Origin of the sequence: Pyrobaculum ferrireducens (assembly GCF_000234805.1) — an archaeon.
GTDB lineage: Archaea > Thermoproteota > Thermoprotei > Thermoproteales > Thermoproteaceae > Pyrobaculum > Pyrobaculum ferrireducens.
In genome coordinates this window covers 569,559-582,475 of sequence record NC_016645.1, presented here as the reverse complement: position 1 = coordinate 582,475, position 12,917 = coordinate 569,559, and the positions used below count along the sequence as shown (strand labels likewise).

15 protein-coding genes and 1 tRNA gene are annotated in these 12,917 nt (G+C 58.8%); 7 read left to right on the top strand and 9 right to left on the bottom strand.

The features are described 5' to 3' along the window. Nucleotides 1-10 precede the first annotated feature (10 nt). Nucleotides 11-760 carry a 5'/3'-nucleotidase SurE gene (gene surE / locus P186_RS03135; RefSeq protein ID WP_014287948.1) on the bottom strand — a complete coding sequence of 250 codons (750 nt, stop codon included), beginning with the start codon at nucleotides 758-760 and terminating at the stop codon, nucleotides 11-13. Nucleotides 761-782: 22 nt separating this feature from the next. After that, the gene (locus P186_RS03130) at nucleotides 783-1,559 is read right to left on the bottom strand and encodes a hypothetical protein (protein WP_014287947.1); all 777 of its coding nucleotides are present in this window, start codon (nucleotides 1,557-1,559) and stop codon (nucleotides 783-785) included. A 41-nt stretch (nucleotides 1,560-1,600) separates the two neighbouring features. Here P186_RS03130 and ndhC point away from each other — a divergent pair, with 41 nt between their 5' ends. Then, the gene (ndhC, locus tag P186_RS03125; protein ID WP_014287946.1) at nucleotides 1,601-1,966 is read left to right on the top strand and encodes an NADH dehydrogenase subunit 3; all 366 of its coding nucleotides are present in this window, start codon (nucleotides 1,601-1,603) and stop codon (nucleotides 1,964-1,966) included. Here ndhC and P186_RS03120 read toward each other — a convergent pair. Further along, nucleotides 1,956-3,548: a CTP synthase gene (locus P186_RS03120; protein ID WP_148682665.1), complete on the bottom strand. Its 1,593-nt coding sequence runs from the start codon at nucleotides 3,546-3,548 to the stop codon at nucleotides 1,956-1,958. The two genes, ndhC and P186_RS03120, sit on opposite strands and share 11 nt — an antisense overlap. A 177-nt stretch (nucleotides 3,549-3,725) precedes the next feature. Here P186_RS03120 and P186_RS03115 point away from each other — a divergent pair, with 177 nt between their 5' ends. Further along, a complete protein-coding gene (locus tag P186_RS03115; protein ID WP_014287944.1) occupies nucleotides 3,726-4,271 on the top strand; it encodes a phosphoribosyltransferase in 546 nt (181 codons plus the stop codon). A 79-nt stretch (nucleotides 4,272-4,350) separates the two neighbouring features. On the opposite strand, the gene P186_RS03110 is transcribed toward P186_RS03115, so the two are convergent. From P186_RS03110 to P186_RS03100, 3 genes are all read right to left on the bottom strand, one after another. Next, nucleotides 4,351-5,802 (bottom strand): hypothetical protein, encoded by a 1,452-nt coding sequence (locus P186_RS03110; RefSeq protein ID WP_148682664.1) that lies wholly within the window; start codon nucleotides 5,800-5,802, stop codon nucleotides 4,351-4,353. 79 nt (nucleotides 5,803-5,881) lie between these two features. Then, nucleotides 5,882-6,640, bottom strand: a complete 759-nt coding sequence (locus P186_RS03105) for a recombinase family protein (protein ID WP_014287942.1) — start codon at nucleotides 6,638-6,640, stop codon at nucleotides 5,882-5,884. Further along, on the bottom strand, nucleotides 6,637-7,158 hold the full coding sequence (locus tag P186_RS03100; RefSeq protein WP_148682663.1) for a hypothetical protein: 522 nt from the start codon (nucleotides 7,156-7,158) through the stop codon (nucleotides 6,637-6,639). The genes P186_RS03105 and P186_RS03100 overlap by 4 nt, the downstream gene beginning before the upstream one ends. A 142-nt stretch (nucleotides 7,159-7,300) precedes the next feature. Here P186_RS03100 and P186_RS03095 point away from each other — a divergent pair, with 142 nt between their 5' ends. Beyond that, the gene (locus tag P186_RS03095; RefSeq protein ID WP_014287940.1) at nucleotides 7,301-7,603 is read left to right on the top strand and encodes a hypothetical protein; all 303 of its coding nucleotides are present in this window, start codon (nucleotides 7,301-7,303) and stop codon (nucleotides 7,601-7,603) included. Here the strand turns inward: P186_RS03095 and P186_RS03090 are convergent. Further along, entirely contained in the window at nucleotides 7,593-9,257 is a 1,665-nt protein-coding gene (locus tag P186_RS03090; protein WP_148682662.1) for a S16 family serine protease, read from the bottom strand. The genes P186_RS03095 and P186_RS03090 overlap by 11 nt on opposite strands. A gap of 180 nt (nucleotides 9,258-9,437) precedes the next feature. Here P186_RS03090 and cobB point away from each other — a divergent pair, with 180 nt between their 5' ends. Both cobB and P186_RS03080 read left to right on the top strand, forming a co-directional pair. After that, entirely contained in the window at nucleotides 9,438-10,226 is a 789-nt protein-coding gene (cobB, locus tag P186_RS03085; RefSeq protein WP_148682661.1) for an NAD-dependent protein deacetylase, read from the top strand. A 5-nt stretch (nucleotides 10,227-10,231) separates the two neighbouring features. Continuing rightward, a complete protein-coding gene (locus P186_RS03080; protein ID WP_014287937.1) occupies nucleotides 10,232-10,591 on the top strand; it encodes a DUF123 domain-containing protein in 360 nt (119 codons plus the stop codon). Here P186_RS03080 and P186_RS03075 read toward each other — a convergent pair. Further along, nucleotides 10,570-11,292 carry an MBL fold metallo-hydrolase gene (locus P186_RS03075; protein WP_148682660.1) on the bottom strand — a complete coding sequence of 241 codons (723 nt, stop codon included), beginning with the start codon at nucleotides 11,290-11,292 and terminating at the stop codon, nucleotides 10,570-10,572. The genes P186_RS03080 and P186_RS03075 overlap by 22 nt on opposite strands. A gap of 46 nt (nucleotides 11,293-11,338) precedes the next feature. Here P186_RS03075 and P186_RS03070 point away from each other — a divergent pair, with 46 nt between their 5' ends. Then, nucleotides 11,339-11,743: a hypothetical protein gene (locus tag P186_RS03070; RefSeq protein WP_014287935.1), complete on the top strand. Its 405-nt coding sequence runs from the start codon at nucleotides 11,339-11,341 to the stop codon at nucleotides 11,741-11,743. 152 nt (nucleotides 11,744-11,895) lie between these two features. Beyond that, nucleotides 11,896-12,015 (top strand) — tRNA-Asn (locus P186_RS03065). 129 nt (nucleotides 12,016-12,144) lie between these two features. Here the strand turns inward: P186_RS03065 and P186_RS03060 are convergent. Further along, nucleotides 12,145-12,351: a hypothetical protein gene (locus P186_RS03060; RefSeq protein ID WP_014287934.1), complete on the bottom strand. Its 207-nt coding sequence runs from the start codon at nucleotides 12,349-12,351 to the stop codon at nucleotides 12,145-12,147. Nucleotides 12,352-12,917: the final 566 nt, after the last annotated feature.

The window sequence follows — 12,917 nt, the reverse complement described above, 5'->3', positions numbered from 1 at the left end:
CTCCCCCATGTCAGCAGTTTATTTGCTTTGCCCCGATTCTCACCCCTATTTCTCTGCCGAACCCCCCGACGTTCACTATCCCCGAGTCGGAGACACCCAGCACAGTTATTCCACGCATCTCGTAGAAGTAGTACGCGTCTGTATCCCGCTCGAAGCTCTCCCTCCTAGGCCCCCACCTCCAGTAAAACCTCTCGCCCCTTGGATCCACGCCTTCGTACAGCCTCTCACTGTAGACCGATCTGGCGAGCCTCCTCACGCAGTAGACACCCCCTCCCCACTCCCGAGGTATGTTGACGCTGGCCGCCAGCGCCCCGTCTAAGCCCGCTCGCAACGACTCGACGGCTCCCCCCACCACCCTCTTCATAAACTCCACGTCGCCGCCAACCTCCATAGAGACGGCGATTGAGGGCACCCCCAGCGCGCCTGCCTGCACAGCCGCCCCCACAGTGCCGCTTCCATAGGTGGCCTCAATGCCGATGTTCTCCCCCACGTTGACGCCGGAGAGCACCATGTCGGCGTCTGGCGCAACCAGCTTCAAGGCCATAAACACGGCGTCGGCGGGGAAGCCGTTCACCACGTAGAACCGCCCAATCCTCCTCACCCTCAGGGGCTTGTGGTAGGTCCTCGCCAGTCCCGCGGCGGACCTCGGCCTCTCCGGGACTACGACGACCACCTCGTGGCCCCGCGACTCGAGCACCTCCACAAGCGGCTCCAGAAGAGGCGTATGAGGGCCGTCGTCGTTAGTCACTACTATCTTCACAAGAGGCGCATTAGGCGGGTTTTTATCCTATTAGGGCAACTAAAGCCAGGCCGAGGACGGCAATAGAGGCGCCCGCCGCCCTCCTCCACATAAAAGGCCTCTCGAAAAGCGCCGTGATGAGCGGGTAAGAAGATGTGACTAAAGACACCGTGACGTAGTCCCCTATAGACACCGCGAGGGTGTAGGCGCCGAAGCCTACGAACGTGTCCACAAACCCCCCGAGAATCAGACGCCCCACCCGGCAGACGCCCCCGCCCGCCCCCAGCAACAGAGTGGCGAAGAACACAACAACTCCCCGCGTCAGCAATGCCCCGCCCGGGCCCAGCAGATCCACGGCCGAGGCGTAGAGGCTAATGGAGGCGGTCCACGCCACAGCGGCCGCGACGCCGTAGGCCCCACCTCGCCGTGCTCCAGAGCTGTGCGCAGACGCCACCACGAGCCCCAGAAGCACCAGCAACGCCGCGGGCAACAGACGATAGTGACCAGCAACCAGCGGCAACAAGACAATGTACAGCGAACTGCTTATATTGCCAACAGCCGCCCCGCCGGCCTTCACCGAGGTTACGTACAGCCAGCTACCGACGACGCCCCCCAGCAAGGCGGCCGACACCGCCGACAAGACCCCACGAGGGTCAAAGCCCCTCCACGGAAGTAGGAAACCAAGCACAATTGAATACAGAGAGAAGAGGCCCACTGCCCTGTACTGAGATGTGCACTGCAGAGCCGGGCGGTAGATCAATGGCGCCACGCCATAGGCCACTGCGGAAATTACAGAAAACGCCAGAGCCAGCACGCCCACTCAAAACAACAGTTATAAATCTTGAGCAACTATTACAACTCATGAGCGACGCGGTGGCCGTGGCCCTAGCCTTCACAATCCTTTTCCTCCTAATGATCGGGACTGTATACCTAGTAATGCTCATCGCCCCTAGGAGGCCAACGCCGGGTAAATTAATGCGCTACGAAGCCGGAAACCCCGAGACGGGCCCCGCCAAGGCCCCGCTGGCGATGCAGTACCTAGGCTACATACTAATGCTGGTGGCTCTTGAGCCAGCCGTGGCGATCCCCCTGGCGGTGCAGATGGCCTTCAAAGATCTGGCCCTTACGGCGACGGCGGCGTTGATAGGCGGCGTCGTGGCAGTATCCGCCTCGCTATACGGCTACCACTACGCCAAGAAGATAGAGCTCTGGAGAGCTAGCGCCTAGACGTCAGCGCCGCCTTCAACAAGCCGAGGAACACCGGCCGCGGCTTAGCTGGCCTAGAGCGGAACTCGGGGTGGAACTGCGTCGCGATGAAGTAGGGATGCCCCGGCAACTCTATTATCTCCACACGCCTAACATCCCTCCTCCAGCCAGAAACCACAAGCCCAGCCTCCGACAGCTTAGGCAGGTAGGATAGGTTGATCTCGTATCTATGTCTATGCCTCTCCACCGTGGCGTTTGTCCCATACAGCGAGGCGGCGAGGGTGCCGGGGACGATCTCCACCTCCCTGTTGCCCAGAATCATGCTACCCCCCAACACGTCTACCTCCTTCTGCTCAGGCGCGAGGTGGACCACGGGGTGGGGAGTCTCGGGGTCGAGCTCCGTCGAGTTGGCCTCTCTAAGGCCGAGGACATTCCGGGCGAACTCCACCACCGCCAGCTGCATGCCGAAGCATATGCCGAGAAACGGAATTTTCTCCACACGGGCGTGGCGCACACACTCAATCATACCCTCTGTCCCCCTCTTCCCAAAGCCCGGCAACACCACCATGGCGTCCAGCCCGAGCTTCCCCAGCCGATCCGGGTCCTTCTCCACCTCCACCGAGTTAATCCAGACAAGCTCCGGCTTCACGTCGAGGGCGGCGCCGGCGTGCTTCAACGCCTCCACAATGCTTAGATAGGCGTCGGGAAGCTCCACGTACTTGCCGCACATCCCCACCACCGCCCTGTACCTCGGCGCCGACAGCTTCGAGAGAAACTCCTCCCACTCCCTATAACTCGGCTCCCGCGAGGCGAGGCGGAGCCTACGCACGAGGAAATCCCCCATACCCTGCTGTTCCAAAATCAGCGGCACCCTGTAGGTGGTGTCCACGTCATAAGAGTTGAAGATGGCGTACTGAGGCACGTGGGCAAACAGCGCAATTTTCTTCACGGCGCCGGCGTCGATAGGCTTCTCAGACCTCACAACCACGGCGTCGGGCTGTATGCCGTAGCGCCTAAGCTCCGCCACGCTGTGTTGCAGAGGCTTAGTCTTAAACTCGTTAGTCACTCTGAGAAGGGGAACCCACGCAACGTGGATAAAAACCACGTCCTCACCCATCTCCAGCCTCAGCTGGCGGACAGCCTCCAGAAACGGCAACTGCTCGTAGTCGCCCACAGTCCCCCCAATCTCCACCAAAGTCACGTCGTACCCCCCCGCCGCCTCGGTAACCCTCCTCTTAATCTCGTCAGTGACGTGGGGGATTAGCTGAACCGTCTGACCCAGGTAGTCGCCCCTCCTCTCCTTCTCGATGACAGAGAAGTAGATCTGGCCAGAGGTGATGTTGTTCCTCCGGGGAAGCTCCACGTCCAGAAACCTCTCGTAGTGCCCCAGGTCAAGGTCGGTCTCACCCCCGTCGTACGTGACGAAGACCTCCCCGTGGGCGTAGGGGTTCATAGTCCCGGCGTCGACGTTGATATACGGGTCTATCTTAACCGCGTTTACAGAAAGGCCCCGCGCCCTCAAAATTCTGCCAATGCTAGCCACGACAACCCCCTTACCCACGCCCGACATCACCCCCCCAGTCACAACTACCAACTTCGGCACCACAAACCTAAACCACCAGTATATAAACCATCTCAGAACCGTTGAGATATACAAAACTTAAATACATCCGCCGGGGTAGACACGGTGAAGAGTTGAACCCACGCTGACGGGTGGCGAGAGCCTGCCCAGCAGTGGCGGGCGCTGACAAATGTTTTATACACCCCCCACCCAAGCACCATGGCAATAGTGGAGATAGGCGGCGTCAAGGTGCGCTTCATTACGTGGGCCGAGGGGATAGCGCTCAGCGAGGCCCTGGCGAGGAGGATAGAGGAGAGCGGCTACCGGCCCGAGGTTATAATCGCCATCTCCCGCGGCGGGCTGGTGCCGGCTAGGATAATCAGCGACGTCCTGGGGGTAGACGACGTCATCTCCATGGGCGTGAAGTACTGGGGGCTGGCCCAGAGACGCGCCGAGAGGCCCCTCCTCTACCACAGCATCGAGCCCGGCGTGATCCGCGACAGGAGAGTCCTCATAGCCGACGAAGTAGCCGACACAGGACACACCCTCATGCTCGCAAAAAACCTCCTAGACCTCATAGGCGCCGCCGAGGTGAAGACCGCCGTCCTCCACCTAAAAACCACCAGCAGATTCACCCCCGACTACTACGCAGAGAAGGTAGAAGAGTGGGTCTGGATATCCTACCCATGGAGCCGCTACGAAGACCTAAGAGAATTCAAGAAGAGGGGACACGACATATCTAAATACATCGACAAGATATGTTAAGTATATAAACGGGGAGCCAGTAGGAGAAAGGTGAAGAAGCTTCACCTCGCGGAGAAGTGAAGAATCCTTTAAGAACTGACTAACCCTCCGGCTCCTCCCCCAGCCCCGACGTTTTATACGTCTTAACATCTACAAAAAGCGACGGCAAGGGGTAGTACTGATTATTGAACTCATACAATGGGTTTGGCCTGTAGTATACCGCGTAGATCGTAACACGCGGGTCATTTGTCTGCAGAGTGGCATAAACCTCTCCCCTCGCCGCTGAGAAACTTTGTGAGCCAAGACTCGCGGCGAGGCTAAAAACTGCGCTCAGCGGTATGTTAGGCCTTGACAACAAGGGAACAGACATAGACAACAAGCTGATACCCCCGCTGTTGCCCACAACACTAGTAGCGCTGATAGATACATCGCTAGCGCCGTATATCGTCTTGCCAGCCCAGTTGCTACTCACCATGCTGAAGACGTTGCCAAGGTTTCCGTCTAGTGGTTGCATGTCTTTGTATACCGTAATGGGGATCCTCGGTCTAACAAGGTACATATAGGCGTAGTCGTTTAAATACACGCATGTATATGTACATGCTTGTTTCCTGTAGCGGACTACTGCATAGTCGCCATAAAAACCAATAGCTATAATCCTGGGACCTAACTGGTAGGGTGTATAAGAGTAGTAATCGTCTAAGTATAGATCACTTGTAACCGCTAAAGTCACAATGTCGGCTGAGAACCCAGTTGTCACCTCCGAGCCGTCTGCATTTTTTGTAGTTAGCATGGAGCCGCCAGAGAACGATACCGCGTATTGGCTTGACGCGGCTAAAAATAGTGCCACTCTTACGGTGTGTAAGTTGTATGCGTCTGAGGAGCTGACTCTAGCAACTACCACGGGTACTGGCGTGTTTGTGGCGCTTACATACGTAGTCTCTAGTGCCCAGTTGTAACAAGTAGTCACTGGGTTCGGATCCCCCACCGCGGGAAAGCACTGTTCACCAGTAGGTACCGACTTAGGTGGCCACTGTAGGATCGCCGCCGAGGCTCGTGACACGCTTTTCTCCTTGGGAGGCTTTGCCTTTACTTTTATTGTAGCCTTTATGTTTTCACCAGCTACTACACGTTTTGGCCGTATTGTGAAACCCTTCACTGCGTTGTCAAATGTATAGTTGCCTTTCGAGTCTGTGCCGTTTATATATGTAAGTATGACAAATACCCCGATCTCTCCATCCAAGTCCTTCCACTGCTCGGCGTATTTCCTTACGGCGTCAGTTTTAATCTTGCCCACCCCTCTTGCGCAGACGTCGTCTAGCTTCACTACAGAGCCGTTGGGGTACCAGCCAAATATCGATGCACAGAAGTGCACCGGGTGCCCAGTATCGTTCACCACCTCAAGAGTCACTTCCTGCCCAATACCCCTGTTGTAAGTTATTGTATATCCCGACGGGTACTGAATTACCTCGGGCCACCCTACCCACAGAAACATAACCCCCGCCGTAACCACCGCTGTTAATAATACCCATCTCAAACCTTTTACCAACTTCATTATTCTACCTACATATACCCACAAATCTATACCCTTTTATTTTTTCACCTCGCCTTTCAGCTACAGTAATATACTTCATCTAACTCCCCTCTCTCGACTCTTCGTAGCCGCAGTTTGGGCAGTAGAGCCTCTCCACCACTGTGTACCTGCCGTTTGCCACTTTTGCGGTCCTCTCGACGACCTTTAGTCGGGAGAAGCAGCGGGGGCATGTGTAGGGCCCCGGGCGGTAGACGCCGGCGGCTGAGAGTATCCTCCTCACTTCGTACAGCGAGAGGCCGAAGGCGCGCGCCGTCTCCCTCAGCGAGGCGCCGGAGAGGTACATATCCACGACGGCTTGCGCAATGTCGCCTCTCCTCTCCGCCACGTTCCAAATCCTGCCGCGTATCCTAGCCCGCTCAAGCGCCGTCTTGGTCCTCTGCCTGATAAACTCCCTCTCCATAGTCGCCACGAAGGCGAGGACCGCCCTTAGAAACTGGCGGTACACCCCGTCGAGGCTCTGCAGAGCCTGCTCCCTCTCGGAGGCCGACACCACCACCAGCCCCAGCTTGTTCTCCACCACGTCTAGGAGGGTGAAGAGCTCCTGGAAGGAGCGCACCAGCCTAGATATCTCGTATACGAGGAGCACCTTAGGCCTCGGCTCGAGTTTCTCCACCTCGGCGGCCATCTCTCTAAACGCCGGCCTTCCCCAGGGCTCCGTGGCGCCGGACACCCCCACATCTACGTAGTGCTTCACTATGTGGATGCCCCTCTCCCCGGCCCACCTCTCGAGAAAAAGCCGCTGGTTCTCCGGGTCCTGCTCCTCGGTGGATACTCTTATGTAGGTGACCGCGGGGATCAAGACCTGCCCCCGCCCTCCCTCCTAGGAGGTCCCCCGCCCCTCGGCCTCCTCGGGGGCTTTACCTCAGGCGGCGGCTGGAGGGGGGATATGTAGTACCCCAGCGGCCATCCGTACGTGCGATCCCTCTCCTCCCCCGACGTCGTGTGGACATCGATGTAGAGGACGTTTCTAAATACTAGAGGCTCCTCGGCCCACACCCCCACCCTCTCTGGGTAGTAGGCGATAGGCTCCACAAACCACTCGTACACCCGCCCATCTTGTATAAACCTGACAAAGTCCAGGTACTCGTCGGCGTTGTAAAACCCCCAGACGACGAGCACCGCCGCCGGGGGGAGGTTCACCGTTATGCGGCCCAGCTGAAGCGAGTAGCCGAATTTATCCGCCGCCTCGCCGTATATATGCCTCGGCTGGATCACCTCAAGCCTGCCCCCTATCTTCCTCGCGTACTCCTGCGCCACTGCGTAGGCCTTTTTAATCGCCTCCACAGCCTCGTTTCTAGAAAGCGGTAGGAACCACACGGCGGTATCTATATCAACACTATTTAAACAATACACCGCCGCCCCCCGCCCAGCTCCCCCGCCGAGGCCCGCCGCGCCGCGGTTATAAAGACAGGCCGCATAATAACCGCTAGAAATAAAACCGCCGTGTTAGGCCCCGCCCATGTTCGGGCTAATCGCCCTGACAGCCATTGCTGTGCTCACCGCGCTCGCCCTGAGAAGGGTGAGAGACCGCATACTGACCGGGCTGGCCGTCGCCGGCCTGTTCCTAGTATCGATACCCGCCCTCCTTGTAAACGGCGACGTGGCCGAGCGTCTCGTGGCCGCCCTCTACATGTACGCCCCCTACTGGGAGTACCTAGTGCCCATCGCCTTCTTCACCGCCGCCCTTCTGCCCGGGAAGAGGTCTGGCAAAAAGAGGGGTAAAAAAGCCGCCGGTTATAAACGCGACGTAGTTATCGTCTAGAGGCGTAGATAAGAGCGACGGCAGCCAAGAGGGCGAGAATCAAGACAAACCACAGACCTTTTTCCTCCCCATGCACAGCCGGAGAGGCCGTGGTAGCCGTGGTCTTGACGGGGGTCTGCGGCGGCGGGGAGAAGTTGACCCTCGGCAGGGTCACATTTCCCTTAGCCGCCATGCACGACACGTCTCCCATCGCCGTTGAGTATATCGACGCCATGATGTAGTACGTCAGGGCGTTCTGCGGGTTGCCGCCCTCCCCGCTGTAGTAGTCGCCGAATTGGAGGTAGCTTAGGGGCAGGGTGTTGGTGTAGCCGCACGCGGCGGCCCTTGCCATGTTGGTGAGGGCCCTCTCCCTAGCCACGTTTAGGTACTTGTCGGGAGCCGCAGACATAAGCGCTGAGGCGGTCTCCGCGATGATCTCAATGGAGTTGGCCATGGAGGCCAGGTAGAGGTCCCTCCTGTAAAGGTCTTCGGCCAGCTGGACGGCTGTGGCGTAGTCGCCCAGCGTTACGCCGTAGGTAGTTTCGAGATATGCGTACATGGCCTTGGCGTAGTCTAGGTACATTCTAGCCACCTCCGCGAGGCCCGTCTCGTTTATAGCCGGGCCGTAGGCCATGGCCTTCGCCTCGTCGACCCAAGATTTCAAAGTCACAGCCCGGGCGTACATGACTCCGGCATCTGGCCTGCTGGAGTTGGCCTGGAAGTAGACCTCGTACAGCCTCGTGTAGCTAGCCACGACGAGGTCAATGTTGTTCACTGTCAGAGGGATACGGGAGAGCTCCGCCTCCGCCTCCTTAGCCATCTGCAAGGCCTGGTTGTACAAATTGCGGTATGTCCGGCCGGAGGAGGCCGCCTGGTCCTTGTAGTAGTTTACGACGCCTTGGTAGATGAGAGACGCTGCGGCGTAGTAATAGCCCTTGTTCTTCAGACTCTGAATCACAGCCGCGTCGACGTAGCCCCTGCCAACCGTCTGGTTGTAGTAGCTGTAGATGGCGTTGAATAGGTCTCTTGAAATCGCCTTGAATACGGAGTCGTCCACCGCCGTCGCCGGCGGCGTGGGTATCCTCCTACCGGTTAAGTAGTATATGGCCTCCTCCACCGTACCTATCTCAACCACCTTTATCCCCCTCACGCCGCTGGGGGCCTCGCCTATTGGGACAAGCGCCGTCTTGATCCCGCTCTCCGCCGCCGCGCTTACCTTCTGCGACACGCCGCCCACAGGCCCTATCAAGCCGTCCGGCAGTATAATGCCTGTCATCGCCGTGTCGTTCCTAAGTTGCAACCCGTTCATCAAGGCGTACATAGCCACAGTAATGTAGCCACTAGCCGAGGGCCCCCCGACCTGGGCGTCGCTGGCTAGCACCCTGAGCAGAGCCGTGTAGTTTGTATACGGGACGCCCGAGAGGCGGGAGGCCACATACAGCGCAATCTGCGCCGAGGGGCCGAAGCCCTGGCCCGCCTCGGGCACCCCGGCCACATACGCCCGGCCGTCGCCCGGCGTGAGCAGGGTAACTCTAATAGGCAACACGGCGCCGCCGCCCGGCCCCACAGCCAGGGCGTTGATCTCCACAGAAGACACCTTAACCGTGTAGGTCTCCCACCCCGCCGCGGCTACAACCAACGCCACCGCCAGCACGGCGATAAACCACTTTTTCATGCCGCAGACCCCCGCCTCAACTATAAAAAAGTTACTCACCTCCAGTGACAAAGGGCGAGATCTGCCGAGAGGCCGCGGCGCGGCTTAGTTAAAGACCAGGCGGGTCAGTGGAGGTCGTGTTGCTTCACAGCTCTGCCTCGCCTGGGTCATCACATAAATACCGTGTGGACAGAGGTATTTATGGATGTCGCGGAGGTGGTCGCGGCTTCGCGCCGCTGTGTTGTGCTCACCGGCGCGGGCATCTCGGCCGAGAGCGGCGTGCCGACGTTCAGAGGGCCAGGCGGCTTGTGGGAAAGGTACCGGCCTGAGGAGCTGGCCACGCCGGAGGCCTTCGAGAGGGACCCGGAGCTGGTGTGGAGGTGGTACAAGTGGCGCCAGGAGGTTATCTACAGCGCGTCGCCGAACCCCGGCCACTACGCCGTCGCCGAGCTTGAGAGGCTCGGCGTCGTCAAGGCTGTGATCACCCAGAACGTAGACGGCCTCCACCAGCGCGCCGGCAGTACAAAAGTCGTGGAGCTACACGGCTCCATATGGCGGGCCCGTTGTACCAAGTGCGGCGCCGTCTACAAGCTGGAGAAGCCGGTGGAGGCTGTCCCCCCGCGGTGCGCGAAGTGCGGAGGCCTCCTCAGGCCGGACGTCGTGTGGTTCGGAGAGCCCCTCCCCCAAGAGGCGTGGCGGGAGGCCGCGGAGCTCGCCGCGGCCTCAGACGTCATGATCGTAGTCGGCACATCCGGCGTGGTCTACCCAGCGGCGTATATACCGCAGATCGCTAAGAGGGCGGGGGCAGTCGTGATCGAGGTGAATATAGAGCCCTCGGCCATAACCCCCATAGCCGACTTCTTCATAAGAGGCAGAGCCGGGGAGGTCCTCCCCCGGCTAGTGGAGGAGGTTAAGAATAGGCTCGGAACCCGCCAAGCTCAACGCCACGACTCGCGCCAGCCATCGGCTCCTCATCGCCGGGATAGATAACACACATGTATAAAAGCTACATCGTCTTTTTCCAATGCGCCCCCCAGGTGGTGCAGACCCCGGCAAGGACGTTCCAGCTGGAGGGGGGCACATACGCCTACGTGGGGTCGTGCGGTTTGAACTGCGCGGCGAGGCTCAGGAGACACCTCGAGAGACGGGGGAGGAGGAGGTGGCACGTTGACTACCTCGTCTGCACCCCCCTATACGCCGTCGTCACCCACATACCCGAAAAAGAACTCGCGAAAAGGCTGGCCGCCTGCCGCCCAGTAACCGGCTTCGGCTCCACCGACGACCCAGCCGCCCCCAGCCACCTCTTCCAGTGCCAGCCCGGCGAGGCCCTCCGCTACGCCGGCCTCACCACGTAGGGGGAGGAGCTGACTATCTTCGCATAGCCGCTCTCCGCCAGGTACTTCACAAAGGCGAGGCCCTCCTCCGACAGCCTCAACACGTCCCCCCCACCCCTGGCGCACAGCGCAATTCTGTAGGGAGTCCTCTCGCCGAGGCACTCCACATACCTCCTCAACAGCCGCTTGAAATCCCCCTCAAGCCTCTGCACATACTCCTCCAGGGGGATCCTCTCCCCCTCCCCCGTATACGCCACGTATCCCCTCAACCCCTTCATAGAGGCGAGCACCTTTAGAAAAGCCCCCACGCTCACAATCCAGCCCCCCAGATCCCCCACAAACACCGCGTTCTCAACCCCGAAACAGGTATGGCCCCAGGTATGGGACCCGCACGGGATGACCCTCACCGAGACGTCCCCCAGATCCACCCACCCCGCCGTGAATTTATAAACCGAGCCGCGGAAAGGCCCCACAGAGGCCGACGGCCTCCCCGCCGCCCCCGCCCGCCTCAGCACAACCTCGGCATACCTCAAAGCCCTCTCCAAGTCGGCGGCCATGCTGTACTCCAGAGGATTCATAACAACCAGCTGCGCCCTCCGGGCCCCCGCCACGTGCCTCTCGTGGTGGTGAGTCACCAAGACCACCCCCACATCTACGTCCTCCGGCGCGTCGACGGCGAAGAAGCCCTCATATACCCACCCAACCCCCGCCCGAGAAAACACCGCATTTCTATACATATCTTATTTAAATAGAGTGGCACTACCACCAGTGGATTGGGTAGATAAGTTCCTCGCCGACGCCGAGAACATGTTCCAAATACCACGACAAGAACTCGAGAAATTCGTCAAGTATATGTTGACAGAACCAGAAAAAGTACAAGAGTGGGCCGAGAAGCTACAGATAAGCGACACCGACTTCCTAATGCTCACCACCATCTACACCCTATACAAAACAGAGGAGAAGGTAATCAACATGCTCTCCGACATGGACCTCAAGGTAGACGAGGCAATAGGCCTCACCTCAACCCTAGCCGCAAACCTCCTAAACTCACTGCCCGAAGAAGACAGAAAACCCATCCTAGCCCAGCTACTACTCGCAATAGCCCTACAGACTGAGGACCAGCAACTACGCAACTCCCTGGCAGAGTACGCCAAGATCGTACTAGCCGAGTAGCCCCCACACCCCCGAAAAGGCACACCCCCCGGGCGTAGTCACGACGCCCAAGCGACACATCCACAGAAGGCGGCTAGTTACTCTACTGATTTCGCCATGTGGTCTTGGGAAGTGGGAAAAATACTTATAAATGGTTGCATATGGTGGCTAGAGCCGCCGTAGCTCAGCCCGGTTAGAGCGGCGGGCTGTTAACCATATGCAGAAACCCGTAGGTCCCGTCAAGCCCCCGCGTGGGGGCTTGGGATAAGGTTCAAATCCCGGCGGCGGCGCCATGTAAGTTTAATTTAAAAGGGGGTTAGTTGAAATAGTAGCTTTTTCGCAATGGGCTTCCTCTCAGCTTTCCTTCTCGGCCTTGCCGAAGGCCTCCTTCTGTTGTACAGCGGTTTATATACCGTATATAGCTAAGCCTCCCACATCTCCGCGAGGCGCCTACTGCGGGTATACGCTAAGATGATGAACACATTCGCCCTCAGCCCCCTCTTCGCCGCAGAGAAGTGGCCCCTAATGTGCGTGTCGACATGGTCGTAGCGGCCGCTCCGCCTCCCCACCCCCACATACTCCACACGCCCCCCGGCCACGGCCAGGTAGACGTAGTGGATTTTTGCCACATCTACGCCAGGGTTTAAGGCCAGCTACGGCTTTCTACTACTTCATCTACACTCTTCCTGACTCGACGTCAGACATATTTCCTGAATTAGGAAGAACGTATGGCGTTAGATCAGGAAAAATGTAGAGGGGAGGGGAGCTGTAGGCTTGTTTCTTTTCGACAAATGGGGGCGCGTCCGCGATTACGTGGACAGCCTAGAGAGACTGTTGGAGGAGACAAGTTTCTCCAAAAGGTAGGGCTGGAGGAGTGCTTTGAGATAAGGTATCCAGACGGCCGGGCGGTTCTTTTGTGTCCCTAACCCCTTTTTTCTGCTTGTTCTTTTCCTAAAAGGAGCCGTATGGGCGAGCTGGGCAAGAGGCGGAGTGCCGAGGAAGGCAGTCGCGGCGCTTCTGCCGTGACGTGCCGGAGAATCGACGGCGGAGAGAGGCGGGTTCGGTGTCGGAGGCCGTCTGGCATCTAGTCCTCAAAGGCGTAGCGCCCCGAAAAACCCCTCTTTTTCCCCTCCCCGTGTCTGCAACCGCCTCGCGGGTTTCTCAATTCCTCATGTGCGGTGGAGGGGGCGCCGGT